Annotated in this window: 19 protein-coding genes; 13 read left to right on the top strand and 6 right to left on the bottom strand. The window is 60.6% G+C overall.

Features of this window, described 5'->3' with window-relative positions; translation table 11 throughout:
• Positions 1–11 precede the first annotated feature (11 nt).
• The 3 genes from ACVBAU_RS00455 to uraH form a co-directional block, all read right to left on the bottom strand.
• A complete protein-coding gene (locus ACVBAU_RS00455) occupies positions 12–2,351 on the bottom strand; it encodes an aldehyde dehydrogenase family protein (protein WP_448327255.1) in 2,340 nt (779 codons plus the stop codon).
• 49 nt (positions 2,352–2,400) lie between these two features.
• The gene (deoC, locus tag ACVBAU_RS00450) at positions 2,401–3,402 is read right to left on the bottom strand and encodes a deoxyribose-phosphate aldolase (RefSeq protein WP_448327253.1); all 1,002 of its coding nucleotides are present in this window, start codon (positions 3,400–3,402) and stop codon (positions 2,401–2,403) included.
• Between the two features lie 93 nt (positions 3,403–3,495).
• A complete protein-coding gene (gene uraH, locus ACVBAU_RS00445) occupies positions 3,496–3,855 on the bottom strand; it encodes a hydroxyisourate hydrolase (RefSeq protein ID WP_335744564.1) in 360 nt (119 codons plus the stop codon).
• A 595-nt stretch (positions 3,856–4,450) separates the two neighbouring features.
• Between uraH and puuE the strand changes: the two genes are divergently transcribed.
• The 12 genes from puuE (at position 4,451) to ACVBAU_RS00385 (ending at position 17,845) form a co-directional block, all read left to right on the top strand.
• Positions 4,451–5,863, top strand: coding sequence for an allantoinase PuuE (gene puuE / locus ACVBAU_RS00440; protein WP_138924891.1), 1,413 nt, complete (start codon positions 4,451–4,453; stop codon positions 5,861–5,863).
• Positions 5,860–6,675: a bifunctional allantoicase/(S)-ureidoglycine aminohydrolase gene (locus tag ACVBAU_RS00435; protein ID WP_448327251.1), complete on the top strand. Its 816-nt coding sequence runs from the start codon at positions 5,860–5,862 to the stop codon at positions 6,673–6,675. The genes puuE and ACVBAU_RS00435 overlap by 4 nt, the downstream gene beginning before the upstream one ends.
• Entirely contained in the window at positions 6,672–7,172 is a 501-nt protein-coding gene (locus tag ACVBAU_RS00430) for an ureidoglycolate lyase (protein ID WP_448327249.1), read from the top strand. Before ACVBAU_RS00435 ends, ACVBAU_RS00430 begins: the two co-directional genes overlap by 4 nt.
• Before the next feature lie 59 nt (positions 7,173–7,231).
• Complete coding sequence (locus ACVBAU_RS00425) at positions 7,232–8,674, top strand: uracil-xanthine permease family protein (RefSeq protein ID WP_448327247.1); 1,443 nt, start codon at positions 7,232–7,234, stop codon at positions 8,672–8,674.
• Positions 8,675–8,686: 12 nt separating this feature from the next.
• On the top strand, positions 8,687–9,910 hold the full coding sequence (locus ACVBAU_RS00420) for a urate hydroxylase PuuD (protein WP_448327245.1): 1,224 nt from the start codon (positions 8,687–8,689) through the stop codon (positions 9,908–9,910).
• 73 nt (positions 9,911–9,983) lie between these two features.
• Positions 9,984–11,861 carry a DNA mismatch repair endonuclease MutL gene (gene mutL / locus ACVBAU_RS00415; RefSeq protein WP_448327243.1) on the top strand — a complete coding sequence of 626 codons (1,878 nt, stop codon included), beginning with the start codon at positions 9,984–9,986 and terminating at the stop codon, positions 11,859–11,861.
• Complete coding sequence (locus tag ACVBAU_RS00410) at positions 11,858–13,099, top strand: DNA recombination protein RmuC (RefSeq protein WP_138924896.1); 1,242 nt, start codon at positions 11,858–11,860, stop codon at positions 13,097–13,099. The genes mutL and ACVBAU_RS00410 overlap by 4 nt, the downstream gene beginning before the upstream one ends.
• A 142-nt stretch (positions 13,100–13,241) precedes the next feature.
• Positions 13,242–14,561, top strand: a complete 1,320-nt coding sequence (locus ACVBAU_RS00405; protein ID WP_448327241.1) for an NAD(P)/FAD-dependent oxidoreductase — start codon at positions 13,242–13,244, stop codon at positions 14,559–14,561.
• Positions 14,558–15,319: a DUF1365 domain-containing protein gene (locus ACVBAU_RS00400; RefSeq protein ID WP_448327239.1), complete on the top strand. Its 762-nt coding sequence runs from the start codon at positions 14,558–14,560 to the stop codon at positions 15,317–15,319. The genes ACVBAU_RS00405 and ACVBAU_RS00400 overlap by 4 nt, the downstream gene beginning before the upstream one ends.
• On the top strand, positions 15,316–16,557 hold the full coding sequence (locus ACVBAU_RS00395) for an MFS transporter (protein WP_448327237.1): 1,242 nt from the start codon (positions 15,316–15,318) through the stop codon (positions 16,555–16,557). Before ACVBAU_RS00400 ends, ACVBAU_RS00395 begins: the two co-directional genes overlap by 4 nt.
• Positions 16,554–17,117 carry a DUF3833 family protein gene (locus ACVBAU_RS00390; protein ID WP_335744557.1) on the top strand — a complete coding sequence of 188 codons (564 nt, stop codon included), beginning with the start codon at positions 16,554–16,556 and terminating at the stop codon, positions 17,115–17,117. The genes ACVBAU_RS00395 and ACVBAU_RS00390 overlap by 4 nt, the downstream gene beginning before the upstream one ends.
• Positions 17,114–17,845, top strand: coding sequence for an SDR family NAD(P)-dependent oxidoreductase (locus ACVBAU_RS00385; RefSeq protein WP_448327235.1), 732 nt, complete (start codon positions 17,114–17,116; stop codon positions 17,843–17,845). Before ACVBAU_RS00390 ends, ACVBAU_RS00385 begins: the two co-directional genes overlap by 4 nt.
• 36 nt (positions 17,846–17,881) lie before the next feature.
• On the opposite strand, the gene ACVBAU_RS00380 is transcribed toward ACVBAU_RS00385, so the two are convergent.
• The 3 genes from ACVBAU_RS00380 to ACVBAU_RS00370 are packed head-to-tail and all read right to left on the bottom strand — an operon-like array spanning position 17,882 to position 20,219.
• Positions 17,882–18,937: a saccharopine dehydrogenase gene (locus ACVBAU_RS00380; RefSeq protein WP_448327233.1), complete on the bottom strand. Its 1,056-nt coding sequence runs from the start codon at positions 18,935–18,937 to the stop codon at positions 17,882–17,884.
• Complete coding sequence (locus ACVBAU_RS00375) at positions 18,934–19,554, bottom strand: glutathione S-transferase family protein (protein WP_448327232.1); 621 nt, start codon at positions 19,552–19,554, stop codon at positions 18,934–18,936. Before ACVBAU_RS00375 ends, ACVBAU_RS00380 begins: the two co-directional genes overlap by 4 nt.
• 11 nt (positions 19,555–19,565) lie before the next feature.
• Positions 19,566–20,219 carry a histidine phosphatase family protein gene (locus ACVBAU_RS00370; RefSeq protein ID WP_138924903.1) on the bottom strand — a complete coding sequence of 218 codons (654 nt, stop codon included), beginning with the start codon at positions 20,217–20,219 and terminating at the stop codon, positions 19,566–19,568.
• Between the two features lie 210 nt (positions 20,220–20,429).
• Here ACVBAU_RS00370 and fdhF point away from each other — a divergent pair, with 210 nt between their 5' ends.
• Complete coding sequence (fdhF, locus tag ACVBAU_RS00365) at positions 20,430–23,198, top strand: formate dehydrogenase subunit alpha (protein WP_335744554.1); 2,769 nt, start codon at positions 20,430–20,432, stop codon at positions 23,196–23,198.
• The last annotated feature ends 54 nt before the right edge of the window (positions 23,199–23,252 follow it).

Genomic DNA, 23,252 nt, shown 5'->3' with positions numbered 1-23,252 from the left:
ACAAGAAGACGTTATTCGCCGTAGGGAATCCAGATATTCTTGACCGAGGTCGCGGCTTGCAGGAACGCTTTGCCTTCGCCCTCTGCGCCATCCCAGTCGCGCGCCATGCCGTTGTTGACCCATGTGCGTTTCAGGTTCTGCGCGCTGGCCCGTTCCACGGTTTCGCTTTGCGCTTTGTCGCCAAAGCTCCAGACCGCATTTACATCCATATGCCGCGCCAGCGTTTCTGCCGTGTCCTTCTGCGGCCCGGTCACGATATTCACCACGCCCGCCGGCACATCAGAGGTTTCTAGAACCTGAACAAAGTCCGTCGCAGCAAGCGGGAAGGGGCCGCTGGCCGCAAGAATGACACGGTTGCCCATGGCAATCGCCGGGGCCATGCAGGAGATCAACCCAAGCAATGGGGCCTCTGTGGGGCAAAGCGCGCCGATAACGCCAACAGGTTCTTTCATCGCAAGCGCGACCCCGCGGATCGGCACGCCATGCACCTGACCGTCATATTTGTCGGCCCAGGCGGCATAGGTGAACAGCCGTTTGACCGCCAGATCGACCTCGGCTTTGCCGGTCTTGCCACCCTGCATCGCATCCAGCCGTTGCGCGAACTCATCCCCGCGTGCGGCCAGATTTTCAGCGATGTAATACAGGATTTGCGCGCGCAAATGGCCGGTTGTCTTGCTCCAGCCCTTTGCAGCGTGAGCGGCCTCCACGGCGTTGCGCACATCCTTGCGCGACGCAAGCGAGACATGCCCCAGCAGATCGCCGGACTTGCCCCACACAGGTGCGGAATAGCCGCTGTCGGGACGGCTTTGCTTGCCCCCGATATACAGCTTGGCGGTTCGGTCAATCGGGTCCGCTGGCGTGCCACTGCCGGTAAAGGCGGCGATCTCTTTCAACGGCTTTTGCGTGGTTTTCGAACGGGTGTAGGCTGTCAGGCCTTCCCAGCCGCCTTCACGGCCAAAGCCGCTTTCGCGCACCCCGCCAAAGCCTGCGGCGGCATCCATCATGTTGGTGCCGTTCACCCATACGATGCCCGCGACCAGCTTGGGCGCGATATCCAGCGCCAGATTGATGTTCTCGGACCAGACCGTCGCGGCCAGACCGTAGCGGGTGTTATTGGCCAGTTCGACCGCCTCGGCGGGGGTGCGGAATGTGGTGGATACCAGCACGGGGCCAAAGATTTCGTCCTGCATCAAGGGATCGGCAGGGTTCATGCCTGTGATCAGCGTGGGGGGATAATAGCAGCCGGTCGCAGGGATCTCGCCTGCGGTAAACACTTCGCCACTGGTGTTGGCGGCGACCATATCGGTCACGCGCTGCACCTGAACGGGATCGACCAGCGCGCCCACGTCAACGGATTTATCCAGCGGATTACCGACCCGCAGCTTCGCCATGCGCACGCGCAGCTTGGCATAGAACTGATCCGCCACAGGTTCATGCACCAACAGGCGCGAGCCTGCACAGCAGACCTGACCCTGATTGAACCAGATCGCGTCGACCAGCCCCTCGACGGCTGAATCCAGATCCGCATCGTCAAACACGATATAGGGCGACTTGCCCCCCAGCTCGAGCGTCAGCGCCTTGCCGCTCCCGGCTGTCACCTCGCGGATATGCCGGCCCACGGGTGTTGATCCAGTAAAGGCGATCTTGTCGACATCCGATTGCACAATCATCTCGCCCACGGGGCCGTCGCCTGTCACGATATTCACAACCCCCTTGGGCAAGCCAGCCTGCATACAGATATCGGCAAACAGCAGCGCGGTCAGCGACGTATACTCGGCAGGTTTCAATACCACCGTGTTCCCCATCGCCAAAGCAGGTGCGACTTTCCACGCTAGCATCAACAGCGGGAAATTCCACGGGATGATCTGCCCACACACGCCAAGCGCCTCTGCGTCGGGCAGCTCGGACTCCATCAGCTGGGCCATGCCTGCGTGATAGTAGAAATGCCGCTGCGCCAGTGGCACATCCACATCGCGCGCTTCGCGGATGGGTTTGCCGTTATCCAGCGTTTCCAGCACGGCAAATAGCCGGCTGTGTTTTTGCAACAACCGCGCCAAGGCATACAGGAACCGCGCCCGCCCGTGTCCGCCAAGCTTGACCCACTTTGGCTGCGCCTTGCGTGCAGCAGCGACGGCGGTGTCGACTTCGGCCTGACTGGCTTGCGTCAGCGTCGCCAGCACATTCCCGTTCGCAGGGTTGCGGCTTTCGAAATCATCGCGTGCGTCGGTGAACGCGCCGTCGATGAAATGCCCGAAACGGCTGCCTTGATCGACCAGCCACGCCAGCGCGTCAGCGGCATTTTCCGGTGCCGTCCCATAGTCCATGGTTTCATAGATTTCGGACACGCTCATGGGTTCACCCTTTTCAAAATACTCAAATCCGACATTGGTTTCACGCGGCTCAGCTAATGGCGTGACGATGGCTTGCGGAATAGCTGCCCGACACATGGTGGTCGAGCTGGCGTTCGATGTCGCCCAACAGCGACGACGCCCCGAAACGGAACAGGTCAGGCTGCAACCAGCGGTCGCCCAATTCCTCTTTCATCATGGCAAGATAGATCAGCGCGTCCTTGGCTTTCGAGATCCCGCCCGCAGGTTTATAGCCGACGCGGAAGCCGGTGCGGTCGAAATAGTCGCGGATCGCGCGGATCATCACGAGGGTCACGGGCAGGGTCGCATTGACGCTTTCCTTGCCGGTCGAGGTCTTGATGAAATCCGCCCCCGCCATCATGCAGATCAGCGACGCACGCGCGACGTTGCGCAGGCTGCCCAACTCTCCGGTTGCAAGGATCGCTTTGACGTGGGCGTCACCGCATGCGGCGCGGAAGGCACGCATTTCATCATAAAGCGCCTGCCAGTCGCCCGATAGGACATGGCGGCGTGAAATAACGATGTCGATCTCGGCGGCTCCTGCGGCGACGCTCATCTCGATCTCGCGCAGGCGCAGCTCGAAAGGGGACAGCCCGGCGGGAAAACCGGTGGACACGGCAGCAATCGGGATGCCGGTGCCTTCAAGTGCTGCTTTGGCGGGGGCGATCATCTCGTGGTAGACACAGACCGCGCCCACGGTGATCCGCGACATGCCAAGCGCGTCCAGCAAAGCGGGTGCAATCGGCTGACGGGCCTTGGCGCACAGCCGTTCCACGCGGCGGGCAGTGTCATCGCCCGATAGCGTCGTTAGATCGATGCAGCTGACGGCGCGCAGCAGCCACGCGGCTTGATGGTCTTTTTTCACGGACCGGCGTGCGGGCAGGCCAGCGGCACGACGCTCTACCGCAGAGGTGTTTACCTGCACGGCGCGCACCCAATCCATATCCAGCGGCATCCCCGGATTGCGGGGTTCAGTCACCTGCGGCAGGTGGCTTTGTGCCAGTTCGGTCGGGTTGTTTACATGCGTGGACATGGGCGCTTTCCTGTCTGATCAGACAGTCAATGTGCCACGGGGCAAGCGCGCAATGCAAGCATCGCGCCCTCACGTCACATCTGGCAGCGGCGTTCAGCTGCCGCGATAGGTGGAATACCCGAAAGGCGATAGCAAAAGCGGCACGTGGTAATGCGCGTCCGTGTCCGAAATGCCAAAACGCAGCGGTATTTGGTCAAGGAACCGCGGTGACTCGGGCTCTGCCCCGATCGCGTCGAGATAGCCTCCGGCGTCGAACACCAGCTCGTACGTGCCGGCTGCAAACTGGCCTTTGGGCAGGATCGGCGTGTCGGTGCGTCCGTCGGCATTTGTGCTCATTTGAACCAGCTTCATGCGGTTGGTCCCTTCGATCCGGTACAGCGTGATCTCCATCCCCCCTGCGGGGCGTCCACGTGCGGTGTCCAGAACATGCGTCGTCAAGTAGCCGTTTGCCATGAGTAGGGTCTTTCCTGATCCGTTGGACCCTTACGATAGGCAGGTGTCACGGCAGGTCAATGGCGGATCAGCGGGGAAGGCCGAGGGGCGGGAAAAGCCGGCGATTCGGGGGGCGGCGAAAAAATATGCACATACCGATTCGTTTTTGCTTGAGCCGCGAATCATCCTGAGCCTATATGGTAGACAACATATAATCGGAGGTGTCGCCTGCCAGCGATCCATACAATCCGAATATGTATTCTGGGGGACAGAATTCTTATGATCGGGCAAGCCGCATCTGGTGCGGCGATCATTGGGCAGGGGCCGGCAGGACTCGTGTTGCATAGCGCAGCAAGAGCGGCCCCTTCCACTCACCTTCCCGCCCGATTTTATCCCCCCATGTGTTTTAGTTTCAGGCCGGCCAGCGCCTTAGAACTTTCGGTATAAGAGAGCAGGGCCACTCGAGCCGATCTGGCAGCCAGCCAACCTTCTGTAAGGGGGTGGCTGGCTGTACATTGCGAAAAATCAGTGCCAGAAAACTGTAGGTTGAACAAAACAATCGGCCCACAGTGCGAGGTTTCCCTTTGCAGGCGGGCGCTGACCAAAGGACGATCTCATGACACGTTACCCTCGTGATTTTCACGGCTACGGCCCGACACCGCCTGACGCTCAATGGCCGGGAGGGGCGCGGATCGCTGTACAATTTGTGCTGAATTACGAAGAGGGCGGCGAAAACTGTCTGCTCCACGGGGACGCCGCATCAGAGGCATTCTTGTCCGAGATCGTCGGGGCCGCCCCTTGGCCGGGGCAGCGTCACTGGAATATGGAATCTATCTACGACTACGGCGCGCGAGCGGGGTTCTGGCGGCTGCACCGCCTGTTCACCGGTGCCAATATTCCCGTCACCGTCTATGGTGTCGCCACCGCCTTGGCGCGGTCCCCCCAGCAGGTAGAGGCAATGACCCAAGCCGACTGGGAGATCGCAAGCCACGGGCTGAAGTGGATCGACTACAAGGATCACACCGCCGAGGTCGAAAGCGCTAACATGGACGAGGCCATCCGTCTCCACCGCGAAGTCGTCGGTCACGCTCCCCGCGGCTGGTACACAGGACGCAGCTCTGTGAACACGGTGGCGCTGGCAGCCGAGACAGGCGAATTCGATTATATCTCTGACACATACGACGATGATCTGCCCTACTGGACACAGGTGGCGGGCCGCGATCAACTGATCATACCCTATACGCTTGACTGCAACGACATGCGGTTTGCCACGCCGCAGGGCTTTAACTCGGGCGAACAGTTCTACACCTACCTGTGCGATACCTTCGATGCGCTTTATGCCGAAGGCAGCGCAGGTCAGGGCAAAATGATGTCGGTCGGCTTGCACTGTCGCTTGATCGGGCGCCCGGGGCGGATACAGGCGCTGAAACGCTTTATCGACTATATCAAAGGGTTCGAGGGCGTCTGGACGCCGCGCCGCATCGATATCGCAGACCATTGGCGCGCGACCCATCCGCCGCAGCCGCGCCTGCGTCTGGATCAAATGGACCGCGCCAGCTTTGTCGCCAAATTCGGTGGCGTGTTCGAACATTCGCCGTGGATCGCGGAACGCGCCTTCGAGCTTGAACTCGGGCCTGCGCATAACTCTGTCGCGGGGATTCACAATGCACTGGCGCGGATGTTCCGGTCGGCGACGCGGGCGGAACGCTTGGGCGTGCTGACCGCGCACCCCGATCTGGCGGGCAAGCTGGCGGCGGCCAAACGGCTGACGGCGGAAAGCACGCAGGAGCAAGCCAGCGCCGGGCTGGACGCACTGACCGACGCCGAGCGTACGCGGTTCGAGACGTTGAACAGCCAATACGTCGCCAAACACGGGTTTCCGTTTATCATCGCGGTCAAGGATCACGACAAGGACGGCATCCTACGCCAGTTCGAAACCCGTATCGCCAATGCAACCGAAGATGAATTTACCACTGCATGCGCGCAGGTCGAACGGATCGCACGTCTGCGGCTAGAGGATATGCTATGACCTATGCCTTCCCCCCCGGCGGTCTGCCGGATCAATCCGTGTCGCCCGAAAGCACAGCTGTTTTCACCGATGCCTATGCGGTGATCCCCGCCTCGGTGCAGCGCGATATCGTGACCAGCCTGTTGCCGGGTTGGAAGAATACACGCGCTTGGGTGTTGGCGCGGCCGCTGACCGGATTTGCCGAAACCTTTGCGCAATACGCGATAGAACTTGCCCTCAATGGTGGCAGCGACACCCCCGAGCCGGACGCACAGGCGCAGGCGGTCTTGTTTGTGGCGACGGGGACGGCGCGGCTGACGCTGGATGGCGACGCCCACGATCTGGTGGCGGGGTCCTACGCGTATATTCCCCCTGCTACCCCGTGGACGCTGTGGAACACCGGCGATACGCCGTGTGGTCTCCATTGGGTGCGTAAACGGTATGTCCCTGCCCAAGGGATCGATGCGCCGGATGCGTTCGTCACCCATGACAAGAATGTCGCGCCTATTGCCATGCCCGATACCGATGGGGCTTGGGCAACCCAGCGTTTTGCCGACCCCGGTGACCTGCGCCACGACATGCACGTCAATATCGTGACCTTCCAGCCGGCCGGTCGCATTCCGTTTGCGGAAACCCATGTGATGGAACACGGGCTCTATGTCATTCAAGGCACGGCGGATTATTTGCTGAACCGCGACTGGGTTCCGGTAGAAGCGGGCGATTTCATGTGGTTACGCGCTTTTTGTCCGCAGGCCTGTATCGCGACGGGCGATGAGCCGTTCCGCTATCTGCTGTATAAGGATGTGAACCGCCACATGCCGCTGTCGCTATGACCGGCGCTGCCATGCGCGAGATCGCCGTTCAGCCGCTGACCGCTGCCGCCTTCGCCCCCTTCGGAGAGGTGCTGGACGCCTCTGGTACACCGGACCGTATCATCAACGCAGGGCTGTGCGGACGGCATCATGATCTGGCAGCGCTTGATTTCGGGCCGGAGGGGCGCGCGGGCATCAGCATTTTTAACGCGCAGGCACGTAGCTTGCCTTACCGGTTGGACCTGCTTGAACGTCACCCCGAAGGATCGCAGGCGTTCCTCCCGCTGTCTGGTGAGCCGTTTCTTGTCATTGTCGCACGGGACAAAGGCGATGCCCCCGGCACGCCGCTGGCCTTTGTTACCGCGCCTCATCAGGGCGTGAACTTTCGCCGCGGGACATGGCACGGCGTGCTTACGCCTTTGGCAGAGCCAGGGCTATTCGCGGTTGTGGACAGCATCGGCGCAAGCGCGAACCTTGACGAATACCCGCTGGACCCGCCTTATGTGATCAAGGGGTAAACCCCGCGCCTAACAGGACCGCACAAACTGCGGCCAGCGATCAACAAGGGACATTGATTATGACACGCCACGCCATCGGCACGCCGGAACAACTGCGCGACCCCAATTACATGCCGCCGCTGCATCGCGCCATTCCCTTGGGTGTTCAGCATGTGCTGGCGATGTTTGTGTCAAATGTCACCCCCGCCATCATCATCGCGGGTGCGGCGGGCTTTGGCTTCGGGTCGAACTCGCCTGACTTTCCCGAACTGCTGTACCTGATCCAGATGTCGATGCTGTTTGCCGGTGTCGCGACGCTGTTGCAAACGCTGACGCTCGGGCCGGTCGGGGCAGGGCTGCCGATTGTGCAAGGCACATCCTTTGCGTTCATCCCCATCATGATCCCGCTGGTGGCGGGCAAAGGTGTCGACGGACTGGCTGCCTTGTTTGGCGGCGTGGTGATCGGGGGCATGTTTCACGCGTTTCTGGGGCTGTTTATTGGCAAGATCCGCTTTGCATTGCCGCCGCTTGTCACCGGGCTGGTGGTCACGATGATCGGTCTGGCTTTAGTCAAGGTCGGCATTCAATACGCCGCAGGTGGGGTGCCGGCAATTGGCACGCCGGCCTATGGCAGCCTGCTGAACTGGTCAGCCGCGCTGGTGGTGATCTTTGTTACGCTGGGGGTTAAGTTTTTCACCCGCGGGATGCTGTCCATTTCCGCGGTGCTGATCGGATTGATCGTAGGCTACGTCTATGCACTGGCCGTCGGGATGCTCAGCTTTGGGGATATCAGCGGGTCATGGTCACGGTCCGCCGCCTTTGCACTGCCCAACCCGCTGAAATACGGGTTCGAATTTTCGGCCGCAGCGATCATCGGCTTTTGCTTAATGGCGTTCATTTCGGCGATTGAAACCGTGGGCGACGTCGCAGGGATCACCAAAGGCGGCGCGGGCCGCGAAGCGACGGATAGCGAAATTCAGGGCGCGACCTATGCCGACGGGATCGGGTCAGCTGTTGCGGGCATCTTTGGTGGCCTGCCCAACACATCGTTCAGCCAGAACGTCGGCCTGATCGCGATGACCGGCGTCATGAGCCGCCATGTCGTCACCATCGGCGCGTTGTTCCTGATCGTCTGTGGGCTCGTCCCCAAGGTGGGCGGCGTGATCCGTACCATCCCGATCGAGGTGTTGGGCGGCGGGGTCATCGTAATGTTCGGCATGGTCGTGGCGGCGGGCATGTCGATGTTGTCGGATGTGGACTGGAACCGCCGCAATATGGTGATCTTCGCCATCTCGATCTCGATTGGTCTGGGGCTGCAGCTGGAGCCGGGTGCGGTGCAACACCTGCCTGACACGGCCAAGATTCTGCTGACCAGCGGACTGCTTCCCGCCGCTCTGATTGCTATTGTGCTGAACCTGCTTCTGCCCGAAGAACTTGCCGAGGAATCAACCGAGGAAGTCTCGGGCGGGTTGTCGGGCAGCTCCAAAGGCACGCTGCCGCATACAACCAAGACACGTCACTAAGGAGCTACCCCCATGTACGATATGGCCGCCATTGGCGCTTGGATCGAGTTTGCCGTTCGCTGGGTGCATGTCATCACGGCCATTGCGTGGATCGGGTCGTCGTTCTACTTCATCGCGCTGGATCTGGGCCTGCACCGCGACCGCAACCTCAAAACCGGCGCAGACGGGGAAGAGTGGCAGGTCCACGGCGGCGGGTTCTATCACGTCCAAAAGTATCTGGTGGCACCTGCGCAGATGCCCGACGATCTGATCTGGTTCAAATGGGAAAGCTATTCGACCTGGCTCTCGGGCTTTGCGTTGCTGATCCTGGTCTACTACCTCGGGGCCGAATTCTATCTTGTTGATCCCAGTGTTGCAGAGCTGGCGAACTGGCAGGCGGTGGGGATTTCCCTGCTGTCGCTTGGCTTTGGCTGGCTGGTCTACGATCAAATTTGCAAAAGCAAATTCGGCGACAACAACACGCGGCTGATGATCGGCCTGTATGTGATCCTCGTGGGGATGGCCTATTTCTATACGTCAGTCTTTTCGGGGCGCGCAGCGCTGCTGCATCTGGGGGCTTTCACCGCGACGATCATGTCGGCAAACGTGTTTTTCATCATCATGCCGAACCAGCGGATCGTGGTGGCCGACCTCAAGGCGGGGCGGGTGCCGGATGCGAAATACGGCAAGATCGCCAAACAGCGCAGCACGCATAATAACTATCTGACGTTGCCGGTGATCTTCCTGATGCTCAGCAACCACTACCCACTGGCATTTGCGTCGGAAATGAACTGGCTGATCGCGGCGCTGGTATTCCTGATGGGGGTCACAATCCGCCACTACTTCAACAGCTTGCACGCGCGTCAGGGCAACCCGACGTGGACATGGGCGGTCACCGCGCTGTTGTTCGTCACGATCATGTGGCTGTCGACTGCGCCCATGTTCCGCAGTGTCGAACCCGAAGAGGCCACTGGCCCTGCGCTGCGCTTTGCCCAAGCCGAAGGGTTCGACCGGGTGCATGACATCGTGCGTGGCCGGTGCAGCATGTGCCACGCCGCAGAACCGGCGTGGGACGGGCTGCTCTGGCCGCCGAAATCCGCCCGGCTCGAGACCGAACACCAGATCGCCAGCGCCGCGAAACAGATCTATTTGCAAGCGGGTGTGACAGATGCGATGCCCCCTGCGAACCTGAGCCATATGCAGGCCAGCGAACGCGCCGAGATCGTCGCCTGGTTCAACGCGGCCACACAGGATTAACACCGCCGACAGGCGTTAACCGTCTCTATTCGCGGCTTTCAGAATCGCGCGCCTCTATGCTAGGTCTAGCCGCATGGCGCATCCAAACCCCAACATAAGCGAAAATCCTCCGGTTATCCGGCAACTGGACGACTCTGCGATTAACCGTATCGCCGCCGGAGAGGTCGTTGAACGCCCTGCCTCTGCGGTCAAGGAACTGGTCGAGAACGCGATTGATGCGGGTGCCCGCCAGATTACGGTTGAATATGCCGACGGGGGCAAAACCCTGATCCGCGTCACGGACGACGGCTGCGGCATTGCGGCGGGCGATCTGGCGCTGGCGCTGTCACGGCACGCGACCTCCAAGATCGACGGAACGGACCTGCTGAACATCCACACATTCGGCTTTCGCGGCGAGGCGTTGCCATCGCTGGGCGCTGTCGGGCGGCTTACCATTTGCAGCCGCATGGCTGGGCAAGACGGGGCAGAGATTTCGGTCAACGGGGGCGTGACTGGCCCTGTGCGCCCCGCCGCGCTGAACGGCGGCACGGTGGTCACGCTGCGCGACCTGTTCTTTGCCACCCCTGCGCGTTTGAAATTCCTGCGGACCGACCGCGCCGAGGCGCAGGCGATCTCTGACATCATCAAGCGGTTGGCGATGGCGGAACCTTTCGTGCGTTTCACCCTGCGCGATGTGTCCGGCGATGGTCCGGGCCGCGAGGTGTTTCGCGCGGACGCAGAACAAGGCGATATGTTCGCTGCGCTGCATGGCCGTCTGGCACAAGTGCTGGGGCGCGAGTTTGCCGAAAATGCGCTGGCCATTGATGCCGAACGCGACGGTCTGCACCTGACCGGATATGCCGCCTTGCCCACTTACTCGCGCGGCTCTGCGGTGACGCAATATTTGTTCGTTAATGGCCGCCCGGTGCGCGACAAGCTTTTGGTGGGCGCGTTGCGCGGGGCTTATTTTGACCTGCTGAGCCGCGACCGCCATCCTGCTGCCGCGCTGTTTGTCGATTGTGACCCCAAGCTCGTCGACGTGAACGTCCACCCCGCCAAATCCGAAGTGCGCTTTCGCGACCCCGGTTTGGCGCGCGGGTTGATCGTTTCAGGGTTGCGACATGCGCTGGCGGATGCGGGGCACCGTGCCTCGACCACTGTAGCGAATGCGACCTTGGGGGCGATGCGGCCCGAACAACCTGCCGGGCGTGTATATCAGATGGACCGCCCCTCTCTTGGTGCGCGCACGACCGCCTATCAGGCCCAAGCACCGGAGCCGGGATTTGCCGAAACCGCTGGCATGTGGGGCCGTGTAGATACGCCGCCGCAGTATGGTGCTGACGCCCCTGATGCACAAAGCCATGACGCGCAGACGCCGGCACCCGCGCCGGACTTTCCTTTGGGAACCGCACGCGGGCAGGTGCATGAGAATTACATCATCGCACAAACGGCGACGGGCATGGTGATTGTTGACCAGCACGCGGCGCATGAACGTCTGGTCTATGAAAAGCTGAAACGCCAGATGGCGGAAAACGGTGTTGCAGCGCAGGCCTTGTTGATCCCCGAAATCGTGGATCTGTCGACCTCTGACTGTGCGCGGCTGCTTGAGGTCGCGGATGAACTGGCGCGCTTTGGACTGGGGATCGAACCCTTTGGCGGTAGCGCGATCGCCGTGCGTGAAACGCCCGCGATCCTTGGCACGGTGGACGCCAAGGCGATGGTGCTGGATATCCTCGATGAACTGGCGGACCAATATGAAAGCAACACACTGCAGGCCCGGATCGAGGCGATCCTCAGCCGTGTGGCCTGTCACGGATCAATCCGGTCGGGACGCTGGATGCGCGGCGAGGAAATGAACGCGCTGCTGCGCGAGATGGAGGCGACCCCCCATTCCGGCCAGTGCAACCATGGCCGCCCCACCTATGTCGAGCTGAAGTTGAGCGATATTGAACGTCTGTTCGGACGCACATGATCCAGGTTGGTGATGAAACCTATGTGCTGACAGACCCTGCGATGCTGCTGCTGATCGGTGGCGGTTGCGTGGTCTTGCTGGTGCTGATCTTGCTGGTGATGGCCGTGCGGGCCGCGGGCCGGTCGGCGCGTGTTACCGCCCCGTTGGCGCGACAGATGCAAATCTTGGGGGGCCATGTGCAACAGCTTGGCATGGGGCAGGAACAACTGCGCGGCGGCTTGCAGACCGTGTCGGACACGCAGGCCAATGCGCAAGCCCAGATGGTACAAAGCATCGAGACGCGGATGGCCCATGTACAGCAGCAGATGCAGGACCGGCTGGCCGATAACGCTGCCCGATCCGCGCGGTCGCTTGCAGAGATGCAGGAACGCATGAGCGCGACGTTGCACGGGTCAAGCAAGCAGACAAACACCAGTCTGACCCAGCTTCAGGAGCGGCTGGCGGCGATCGACAAGGCGCAGGATAATATCACCAAACTGTCCGGCGATGTACTGTCACTGCAAGACATCCTGAGCAATAAGCAAACCCGTGGCGCATTCGGTGAAATCCAGCTGCGTGATATCGTTTCCAAGGCGCTGCCAAGCGACAGCTATACCATGCAGGCGACGCTCTCGAACGGCAAACGCGCGGATTGTATGATCCACCTGCCGAACCCGCCCGGGCCGATCGCGATCGACAGCAAATTCCCGCTTGAAGCCTACGAGGCGCTGCGCCGTGCCAAGACCGATTACGAGGTCAAGGACGCCTCCCGTGCGATGCGTGTCGCGGTCAAAGCGCACATCCAAGCGATCTCCACGAAATACATCATCGAAGGTGAAACAGCCGATGGCGCGCTGATGTTCCTCCCCTCCGAGGCCGTGTATGCGGAACTCCACGCCAACTTTCCCGAATTGGTGCGTGAAGGCTTTGACGCGCGGGTCTGGATCGTATCACCGACCACCTGCATGGCGACGCTGAACACCATGCGTGCGATCCTGAAAGACGCGCGGATGCGGGAACAGGCGGGGGCCATTCGCAAGACGCTCAAGATGTTGCACCGCGACGTAGAGCTTGTGGTGGAACGCGTGGGCAAGCTGAACACCCATTTCGGGCAGGCCCGCGCCGACCTTGAAGGGTTGGGCACTGCCGCCGAACGCGCGGGCAAACGTGCGGCGCGGCTTGATAATTTCGATTTCGAAGAGTTGTCAGAGCAGGATAGTCGCGTTGTACCCTTGTCGCGCCCTGACAAAACGCCCTGACGGGCTAACTAAGCGAGGAGCCACGACAGGGGTGTTACAGAAAGTCGTAGTTAGTGCGTTATTAACTGCAACTCATGTACAGTCCGGCCCGTGTATCAGCCCAAGCACAGACCAAACCTGACAGACTGGAATTTCTCGCCTTATGCCATTTGAAGCCATCGACCCGCCACAGAACACCCCTTTGGCTGGCCAGCGAAAAATTGCCGTCATCGGCGCGGGTATTTCCGGCATGGGGGCTGCGCATATGTTGGGCGACGACCATCAGGTCACTTTGTTCGAAAGCTGCCCCCGTCTGGGCGGTCATGCGCGCACCAAGATGGCGGGCAGGAAGGGCGATCAGCCTGTGGATACGGGCTTTATCGTGTTCAACTATGCCAATTATCCCAACCTCGCCGCACTGTTCAAAGAACTGGACGTGCCCGTGGTTAAATCCAACATGAGCTTTGGTGCGTCCATTGACGGGGGGCGGCTTGAATATGGCCTGATGACGCTGGATTCGATCTTTGCGCAGCGGCGCAATGCACTAAACCCCAAATTCCTGCGGATGCTGACCGATATCGTGCGGTTCAACAACACGGCGACCAAACTGGCGCAGGATCGCACGCTGACCATCGCGGGCTTTTTGGACAAGCTGGGCGCGGGCGAATATTTCCGCAAATATTACCTGACGCCGCTGTCCGGCGCGATCTGGTCAACACCCGTGGACAAGATCATGGATTTCCCAGCCTATTCGATGATCGACTTCTTTGAAAACCACGCTTTGCTAAGCCACACAGGCCAGCACCAGTGGTATACGGTCGACGGCGGGTCACAGAATTACGTGAACCGTCTGGGGGCATCGCTGTCGGACAAAGGCGTCGACATCCGCCTTGGCACCCCTGTCCAATCCGTCCGCCGTATCCCGTTGGGGGTAGAGGTGAAAACCAACGGCGCGGAATGGGAAGCCTTTGACGAGGTCGTGTTTGCCAGCCATTCGGATGACGCACTTGCACTGCTGGCCGACCCCAGCACGGCAGAGCGTGCGGCTTTGGGCGCGGTGAAATACCAACCCAACGATGTGGTGCTGCATGCGGATGCATCCGTGATGCCCAAGCTGCGCAAAACTTGGGCATCTTGGATTTATGCTGAGGACAAGGGACAGCAGACCGACCGGATCGACCTGACATACTGGATGAATTCGTTGCAACCTATCCCGATGGACGATCCGCATTTTGTCACGCTCAACACCAAACGCCCGATCCGCGAGGAACTGATCTATGATCAGGTCACTCTGCGCCATCCGGTCTATGATCTGGGCGCGTTGGCAGCCCAAGAGCAGGTGCGCGGATTCAATGGCGCACAGAACACCTGGTTCTGCGGCGCATGGATGAAGCACGGCTTTCACGAAGACGGGCTATCCAGCGCTGTCGATGTGGTCCAGGGGCTGCGTGCCAAGGCCAAGGTGTCGCTGGCCGCCGAATGACAGCGCGCGTGGATCATATCCGGGGCGTGACCTATCATGGGCGCAAGGGGGCGGTCGAAAACAGCTTTCGCTATTCTATCGATTATGTGGTGCTGGATGCAGAGGCCGATCTGCAAACGCCCACGTTATTCGGGCGCAACCGCGGCGCTGTGACATCCCTGTGGGACGCGGACCACGGTGGCCCCAAAGGTGCGGGTCGCGGGGCCGCTTGGGTGCGCGATGTTCTGGCGCAGCATAACGTCACCGGCGTCGCGCGGATCGAGCTGATGGCACAGCCTCGGGTTCTGGGGCATGGCTTTAACCCCGTTAGTTTCTGGCTTTGCCGACGCGCCGACGCGGCGTTGATCGCGGTGATATCAGAGGTGTCGAACACATTCGGCGACCGCCACAGTTATCTGTGTCACCACGATGACCTGCGCCCGATAGAGCCGACCGATCACCTGCACGCGACGAAGATTTTTCATGTCTCGCCCTTTCAGCCGGTCGAAGGCGGATACAGCTTTCGCTTTGATATTCGCGATGATCATATCGGGGTCTGGATCGACTATACCCGGACCACTGGCGGGTTGATCGCCACGCTAACCGGTACGCGCACCCCGCTGACGAACCGCGCAATCGTGTGGTCGCTGCTGCGGCGTCCGTTCGGGGCGCGGCGTGTGCTCGGGCTAATCCACTGGCAGGCGCTAAAACTCTGGTGGAAGGGCGGCGGCTATCGCCCGCGCCCCGAACCGCCGGTGAATGACGTCTCGAAAACGTGACCCGCTCGGCGCATCAACTGCCGGCCTATGCGCTGTTTGCTTCGCTGCTGGCGGCGGCGGGGCTGCCGATTTACATCCATGCGCCAAAGTTCTTTGTTGATGAATACGGGGTGTCCCTTGGCGCTTTGGGGTCGGTGCTGTTTGGGCTGCGCCTGCTTGATGTGGTCCAAGACCCGCTGCTGGGGCGCTTGTCGCATATGCTGCGCCACAAGCGCGGGGTGGCTGTCGCTGTCGGCACAGCCCTGATGGCAGGGTCGATGTTTGCGCTGTTTGCGGTTCCGCCGTTGCTGCCGCCGCTGATCTGGTTTGCGCTGACACTGACGGGCGTGTTTTCTGCGTTCAGTTTCCTCACGATCTGTTTTTATGCTCAAGGCGTCGCCAAGGCGGCGACGTTGCCCGGGCGTGGGCATCTGATGTTGGCACGCTGGCGCGAGACAGGGGCGTTGCTGGGCGTCTGCGTCGCCTCGGTGCTGCCTGTGATGCTCGGGGTGGTGTTAAATGCACCGTTTGCGGGGTTCGCCGTCGGCTTTGCCGTGCTTGGCGCGGCGGGCGTTTTTGCCATGCGGGGCGAGTGGCACAGCACAGGCGTTGTGGGCACCACGGGTATCGGCGTGGTCCTGCGCGATCCCGTCGCGCGCCGGCTGCTGGTGATCGCGCTTTTCAATGCCGCCCCCGTTGCAGTCACGTCGACGCTCTTCCTGTTCTATGTCGAAAGCGTGTTGCGCGCACCGGGGTGGGAGGGGCCGCTGCTGTTGCTGTTCTTCCTCTCTGCTGCCGTCGCGGCCCCGTTCTGGGGCAAACTGGCAGAGCGTTTCGGCCCCAAGCCCGTCTTGCTTGCTGCGATGACGCTGGCGATTGTGGTGTTCGCGGGGACATTATTGCTGGGGGTGGGGGATCTGGCGTGGTTCGTGCTGGTGTGTCTTGCCTCCGGTGCGGTGCTCGGGGCCGATCTGACGCTTCTACCTGCCATGTTTGCAGCACGTATGGCGGTTGTGGCCCCATCCGCCGCCGAAGGGTTCGGGCTGTGGTCACTTGTGTCAAAATTCTCCCTTGCCTTCGCTGCCATAGCGCTACTTCCCACCCTGCAGGCGTCCGGTTTTGACAGTGCTGCCACGGGCAATGGACCTGTGGCGATCTCTACCCTCATAGGGCTTTATGCCGGTGTGCCTTGCGTGCTCAAGCTGATTGCCATCGGGTTGATGGCCGCCACGCCGCTGCAAAAGGATGACGAAATATGATCGATGTTCTGTATGTTTTTATAGGGGCTGCCCTGGTGCTTGCGGTCTGGCTGGCGCGGCGGCTTGTCATGAGCTTTTCTGCACAAAAGCCGTCGGACTATGCGGACGACTACACGGTCTTCGACATGAAGAAACATTTAAACGGGGCCATGGTCTGCGAAGGCGTAATCTTTGGCCCGTCGGGACGGGTGACCAGCAGCTTTGTGGCTGACTTTGTTGTGACATGGGATGGCGACACCGCGCAGATTAACGAACATTTCGTCTATGACGATAATACCACCCAAGACCGTGTCTGGACGATCACATTGGGTGAGGCAGGGCATTTCACCGCGACGGCGCCCGACGTCATCGGCACTGCCAAAGGGCGCAACGTTGGCGCGACGGTACAGTCGAAATATGTCATCCAGTTGCCCGACGATGTCGGTGCGCACCTGCTGAAAACCGTGGACTGGATGTATCTTACCCGGGACGGCACGATCATCAACCGCAGCCAATTTCGCAAATTTGGCCTGAAGGTGGCCGAGCTTGTTGCGACAATTCGTAGAAAGGATGAACAATGACCGAATGGACCGGAAAGCGCTATTGGCTGATCGGGGCGAGTGCGGGATTAGGCGAAGCTCTTGCGCATAAGCTTGGCCGACTGGGTGCCGAAGTCATTGTCTCGGCCCGATCCGAAGACAAGCTGGCGGCATTGACGAAGGAATTGCCCGTGTCCGCCAGCTATCAGACCATCGATGTGCAGGATATCGATAGTATCCGTGCTGCGGTCAAAGCTGTTGGTCCGGTGGACGGAATTGTCTATCTGGCGGGGGCCTACTGGCCATTCGCCGCGCAGGCGTGGGAGCCTGAACACGCAACCACGATGATAGACGTAAATCTTACCGGCCTTGTGCGCGTGATGGGAGAAGTCGTGCCTGATATGGTCAAGCGCGACGCGGGGCATATCGTTATTACCTCGAGCCTCACGGCCTATCGTGGATTGCCAAAATCTATCGGTTACACTGCCTCCAAGGCGGGTACCCTGTCGCTGGCGGAATGTATGCACGCTGATCTGCGCAAAACCGGCATCAAGGTGCAGGTGATCAACCCCGGTTTTATTAAGACGCAGCTGACCGACAAGAACGACTTTAAAATGCCGTTTCTGATGGAGCCCGAGGCCGCCGCCCAACAGGTGGTCGAACACATGAGCGGCACCAGCTTTAAGAAAAGCTTTCCGTTCGGATTTTCGCTGTTCTTCCGGCTGGCGCAGTTCCTACCCGACGGCATTTATTACCGTCTGTTCGGGTAATCCGGTCGGGCAGGTGACCTGCCCAACCGCAAGGCATTACAGCTTTGCGCTCTGCGTGGCGAAAACTGCGCGTGCACGCTGCCAGACAGGGGCATCATCATCGGCCAGCGCGGACAGCGTGGGCAGCAGCTGCGCGGCGTAGTCTTCAGAGCTTTCCAGCGGCAGCATCGATGGCAGGTTATCAATCGCGGTGACGTCCAGTGGCGGGGTATTGTGGACGCGCAAGGCAGGCTCTTGCCATGTTGTCGCGCGGTCATAGACCGGCACAGGGTTGAAATCGCTATCGGGGTCGCAGGCGATATCCCCGATCACCCGCAGCGCCCGTGAGCTATCGAGCGCGCTTTTGGGCACAAAAACCGGCGTTTGAGGCCCCGCCAGAATGCAGTTGAAAAACAGCACGTGCTGCAAGATTTCCGGGAAGGGGCCGCCGTGAGCAGTTTCCTTCACGTCCCAACCGGTTACTTTGATGCCAAGGCGCGCGCATAAATCCGTCGCACCGCTGCCGACCCGACCAAGCGCGCCGATGACCAAAGCGTCCGGCACCTCGAGCCCGTCAATCTGTGCCGCAAGGTCGCGGGTCAGCGCGTCGGCGTCTGGATAAGGCGTGATCGCGGCGACGACCTTGTTGCGAGTTTGGGCTGCCCAGCATTTGACGGCCACCGCAGCACCCGCAAACCCTGCCCAATACCCAAAGGCGGCGACACGGCGACTGGAATTATCTGTTAGATATTCCAAATCCAGCAACATGCCGCCGCCAGCCTTGAAGCGTTGCAGCAGGATGCGCCCTGCCGATTGCCCTTTATAGGCGTGCCCGAACATGATGTGTCGATGGACCAGTGGCGTGCCGTTTTCGGGCAGCTCTTTCAGGCCAAAGATGATCGCATCAGCGGGGGCATCAGGCCAGCTGTTCTGGGGCGCGATGGCGCAGCCTGTGGCCTTGTAGGCGTCGGTTGCGATGACGCGGGTATCCGACGCTTCGACCGTGACGCGGAAACCCTGTTCCATCAGCGTCGAAACCCCTTTGGGCGTAATGCCCACGCGGGTTTCATTGTCGCGCTGTTCGGCACGGACCCAGAGATGTGGCGCGGTCATAGCATGCCTTTGTCTTTTACCGCGACGACACTGTCGCGGGCGGTCATCTGCTGCATGAACTCGGTGATCTTGGGGAAGGCCGCCGTCTCTACGCCGTCCCCCGCAAGCCAGTTGCACACGACGAACAGATACGGATCGGCGAGGCTGAAAGCGTAGCCCAATACATACGGTCCGCGCAGGATATCATTTTCGACAAATTCGGCGCAGGCGGCCATGGTCTCGGGCACCTGAGCGGTCATATCGTCAAAGCTTGACTGGTGCTTGGCCCACCGCGATCCGCGCATTTTGTGGGCGTGTGCGACATGCATGGTCGAGGCGAGGTAATACATCGCACTGCGCATCTGTGCCGCTGCGGTCGCGTCCGACGGGGACAGCCCTGCCTTGGGGGCGATGGCGGCGACATAATCAAGCAAGGCACCCGTTTCTGTCAGGATCGTATCATCCTCAAGGCGCAGCGCGGGGACGCGGCCCTTGGGGTTGATTGCCAGATAGTCGGGTTTTGTCTGCTCTGCCGTGGCGAAATCAACGCGCACCGCGCGATAGGGCAGGCCCGCTTCTTCGAGGGCGATCGCCACCGCAACAGAGATGGTTCCGGGCGTGTAATAAAGCGAAAGCATCATTTTACCTTTCAAATATGGGTCTGCGCGACGCGGCGTGCAGGCGTGTCCAGATGGGGCACCGCGTTGAACAACACCGGTGACCAATGGCCGCCGATGGGGAACAACCGGTGCATTGACGTGTGCATGATCGCCAGCGCAATGCGCGACATGGCCGGAATACCCAGCCCCATCGCCTGCGCCATCACCATAGAAATCAGCCCCCCCGACGTCACCACCAGCGCGGGACCGTCCCCGTCCGAGATTTCCTGGAGCACGGATTTGATGCGGCTTTCGAAGTTGGCGTAGCTTTCGGGCGGGTTTTCAAGCTGGTCGCTTTTCCACGTCTCGAACACCAACGGGAGGTGTTTGGTAAAGCCGCCCTGCTCGGTCGGAAAGGGGATGCCGTGCTGTTGCTCCATCATGGTGGCAAGCGTGAAATACTCAAGCTCGTTCAGCCGTGCATCGCGGACCGGTTCAAGCCCGGTGTTCATGCCTTCGGCGGTTTCTTTATGGCGCCGCAGCGTGCCGGTATAAAGCCGCGTATGATGCGTTTCCGACTGCCGCAGGTGATCGCCCAGCCACGCGGCCTGTTCATGACCAAGCGGGCTGAGCTTGTCATAACTGATTTCGTCTTTGGCTTGTGAATTTGCCTGACCGTGGCGGATAAGAGTAATGTGGGACATGGCGCGCCTTTTTCTGTTGCGCCATTGATAGGCAAGCCTTGCGCGGGTTGAAAGGCTGCCCGCACCTTGCGCAGGGATTTTTTGCCGCAGGCCCCCCGCGCCGCATATCGGAAACGCCGGTGGCGCAAAAACGGGGCAGGGTGTCGGGATTATGACTGCCGACGTGGAGGTGCCCTGCCTATACTGTGGGGCGGTACAGGAGGTTTCCACATGGCGAACAAGGTTAAATTCACGCTCGACGGCGAAACGGTCGAGGCCGATGCCGGGCTGACCATTTGGGAAATCGCCAATGGTCGCGGGCTGAAAATCCCGCATCTGTGCTTTACGCCAGAGCCGGGGTATCGCCCTGACGGGAACTGCCGCGCCTGTATGGTCGAGATCGAAGGCGAGCGCGTTCTGGCTGCGTCTTGCCTGCGTGAACCAAGCGACGGCATGGTCGTGACCACCAACAATGCCCGCGCGGAAAATGCCCGCAAGATGGTGATGGAGCTGCTGGTTACAGATCAGCCCGCGCGTGAGGTGGCACATGATAAGTCCAGCCATCTGTGGGATATGGCCGAAATGGAAGGGGTTACAGCAAGCCGCTTTCCCAAGCTGGAAGAGGGGCGCATTCCGCTGCTGGACGACAGCCATGTCGCAATGCGGGTCAATCTTGATGCCTGTATCCAGTGCAATTTGTGTGTGCGTGCGTGCCGCGAGGTGCAGGTCAACGACGTGATCGGCATGGCCGGTCGGGGGCAGGACAGTTATCCGGTGTTCGACATGGCCGACCCGATGGGCGCGTCCTCTTGTGTGGCATGCGGCGAATGTGTGCAGGCCTGCCCCACCGGAGCCCTGATGGAAGCGACGGTACTGGACGCTGATCAGGTCGGCGACAGTGCGGATTTCGACAGCGAGGTCGACAGCATCTGCCCGTTCTGCGGTGTCGGCTGTCAGGTGTCGCTCAAGGTTAAGGACGGCAAAATCAAATACGTCGATGGCATCAACGGCCCCGCGAACGAGGGGCGGCTGTGCGTCAAAGGGCGCTTTGGCTTCGACTATATCCACCACCCGCACCGGCTGACCAAACCGCTGATCCGTCGCAAGGATGCACCACCCAAAGGGCTGAATGTCGATCCCGGCAACTGGCAAACCCACTTCCGCGAAGCGACTTGGGACGAAGCGCTGGATTTTGCCGCGGGTGGCATGAAAAAGATCGGCGGCACGGGCGTGGCGGGCTTTGGGTCGGCGAAATGCACGAACGAGGAAGCCTACCTGTTTCAAAAGATCATCCGTCAGGGTTTTGGTCATAACAACGTCGACCACTGCACGCGGCTTTGCCATGCATCGTCCGTGGCAGCACTGATGGAGAACGTCGGTTCGGGGGCCGTTACCGCGACCTTCAACCAGATCGAAAACGCCGATGTAGCGATTGTGATCGGGGCGAATCCGACCGAGAACCACCCCGTCGCGGCGACGTTCTTTAAGCAATTTGCCAAGCGCGGCGGCAAGCTGATCGTGATGGACCCGCGCGGGCAAGCGCTTAAACGTCATGCATCGCATATGCTGCAATTCCGCCCCGGCACCGATGTGTCGATGTTAAACGCGATCATGCATGTGATCGTCGAGGAAAAGCTGTTCGATCAACAGTATATCGAGGCTTACACCGAAAACTGGGAAATCGAGAAAGCCCACTTGAAAACCTTTACCCCCGAGAAAATGTCCAAGATTTGCGGTATTGAGCCTGAGGTCCTGCGCGATGTGGCGCGGACCTTTGCGGGGGCCAATGCGGCGATGATCTTTTGGGGCATGGGCATCTCGCAGCACATCCACGGCACCGATAATTCGCGCTGCCTGATCTCGCTCGCGCTGATGACGGGGCAGATCGGTCGGCCCGGTGCGGGGCTACACCCGTTGCGGGGGCAGAACAACGTGCAGGGCGCGTCTGATGCGGGGCTGATCCCGATGTTCCTGCCCGATTACCAGCCGGTGTCTGACGACGGCGTGCGGTCTGCCTTTACCGATGTGTGGCAAAGCAGCGATTTCAGCAATCAGAAGGGTCTTACCGTGACCGAAATCATGGACGCGGTGTATGATGGCGACATCCGCAGCCTATATGTTCTGGGTGAGAACCCCGCCATGTCCGACCCCGATGTGGAACATGCCCGCGATGCGCTGGCCAAGCTTGATCATCTCGTGGTGCAGGATATCTTTTTGACCGAAACCGCGAACTTTGCCGACGTGATCCTGCCCGCCAGCGCCTTTGCCGAGAAATCCGGCACTGTGACCAACACCAACCGTCAGGTGCAAATGGGCCGCCCGGCCGTTCCGCCGCCGGGCGACGCTAAAGAAGACTGGTGGATAGAGGTCGAACTGGCGAAACGTCTGGGGCTGGGGTGGACCTATACCGACCCGAGCGAGGTCTTCGCCGAGATGAAGCTGAACATGTCGTCGCTGAATAACATCACATGGAACCGTCTAGAGAGCGAAGGGGCCGTGACCTATCCCTCGACCAGTCCCACTGATCCGGGGCAGGCGATTGTCTTTGCCGACGGGTTCCCGCGGCAAGACGGGCGCGCACGGTTCACGCCTGCCAGCATTATCGCACCTGATGATGCGCCCGACGAAGACTATCCGATGATCCTGACCACAGGGCGCCAGCTGGAGCATTGGCACACGGGGTCAATGACACGGCGGTCCCATGTGCTGGACGGGTTGGAGCCCGAGGCGAACTGTTCGCTGCACCCGTCGACGCTGCGCAAGCTGGGGGTGCAGCCGGGGGCGTATATCCGTCTGACGACAAAGCGTGGGTCGATCGAGCTGATGGCCCGTGAAGACCGCGCCGTGTCGCCCGATATGGTTTTTCTGCCCTTCGCTTATGTCGAAGCCGCGGCGAATATCCTGACCAATCCGGCGGTTGACCCCTATGGGAAAATCCCCGAGTTCAAATTCTCTGCCGTGAAAGTAGAGGCCGCGACAGTCCCCCAACCCGCAGAGTAACCCTGCAGATCAACCCCAACCTTTTGCGCGACCACAATATCGTGTGAGACGTTG

The sequence above is a fragment of the Sulfitobacter sp. M13 genome, from assembly GCF_053474885.1.
Note: the sequence above shows the minus strand (reverse complement) of the source record. Positions and strands in the feature narration are given on the sequence as shown.

Bases quoted from the DNA above. Each gene is read 5' to 3' on its own strand.
- ACVBAU_RS00455 (WP_448327255.1), bottom strand. From the start codon at position 2,351: ATGAGCGTGTCCGAAATCTATGAAACCATGGACTATGGGACGGCACCG.
- deoC (WP_448327253.1), bottom strand. From the start codon at position 3,402: ATGTCCACGCATGTAAACAACCCGACCGAACTGGCACAAAGCCACCTG.
- uraH (WP_335744564.1), bottom strand. From the start codon at position 3,855: ATGGCAAACGGCTACTTGACGACGCATGTTCTGGACACCGCACGTGGA.
- puuE (WP_138924891.1), top strand. From the start codon at position 4,451: ATGACACGTTACCCTCGTGATTTTCACGGCTACGGCCCGACACCGCCT.
- ACVBAU_RS00435 (WP_448327251.1), top strand. From the start codon at position 5,860: ATGACCTATGCCTTCCCCCCCGGCGGTCTGCCGGATCAATCCGTGTCG.
- ACVBAU_RS00430 (WP_448327249.1), top strand. From the start codon at position 6,672: ATGACCGGCGCTGCCATGCGCGAGATCGCCGTTCAGCCGCTGACCGCT.
- ACVBAU_RS00425 (WP_448327247.1), top strand. From the start codon at position 7,232: ATGACACGCCACGCCATCGGCACGCCGGAACAACTGCGCGACCCCAAT.
- ACVBAU_RS00420 (WP_448327245.1), top strand. From the start codon at position 8,687: ATGTACGATATGGCCGCCATTGGCGCTTGGATCGAGTTTGCCGTTCGC.
- mutL (WP_448327243.1), top strand. From the start codon at position 9,984: ATGGCGCATCCAAACCCCAACATAAGCGAAAATCCTCCGGTTATCCGG.
- ACVBAU_RS00410 (WP_138924896.1), top strand. From the start codon at position 11,858: ATGATCCAGGTTGGTGATGAAACCTATGTGCTGACAGACCCTGCGATG.
- ACVBAU_RS00405 (WP_448327241.1), top strand. From the start codon at position 13,242: ATGCCATTTGAAGCCATCGACCCGCCACAGAACACCCCTTTGGCTGGC.
- ACVBAU_RS00400 (WP_448327239.1), top strand. From the start codon at position 14,558: ATGACAGCGCGCGTGGATCATATCCGGGGCGTGACCTATCATGGGCGC.
- ACVBAU_RS00390 (WP_335744557.1), top strand. From the start codon at position 16,554: ATGATCGATGTTCTGTATGTTTTTATAGGGGCTGCCCTGGTGCTTGCG.
- ACVBAU_RS00385 (WP_448327235.1), top strand. From the start codon at position 17,114: ATGACCGAATGGACCGGAAAGCGCTATTGGCTGATCGGGGCGAGTGCG.
- ACVBAU_RS00380 (WP_448327233.1), bottom strand. From the start codon at position 18,937: ATGACCGCGCCACATCTCTGGGTCCGTGCCGAACAGCGCGACAATGAA.
- ACVBAU_RS00375 (WP_448327232.1), bottom strand. From the start codon at position 19,554: ATGCTTTCGCTTTATTACACGCCCGGAACCATCTCTGTTGCGGTGGCG.
- ACVBAU_RS00370 (WP_138924903.1), bottom strand. From the start codon at position 20,219: ATGTCCCACATTACTCTTATCCGCCACGGTCAGGCAAATTCACAAGCC.
- fdhF (WP_335744554.1), top strand. From the start codon at position 20,430: ATGGCGAACAAGGTTAAATTCACGCTCGACGGCGAAACGGTCGAGGCC.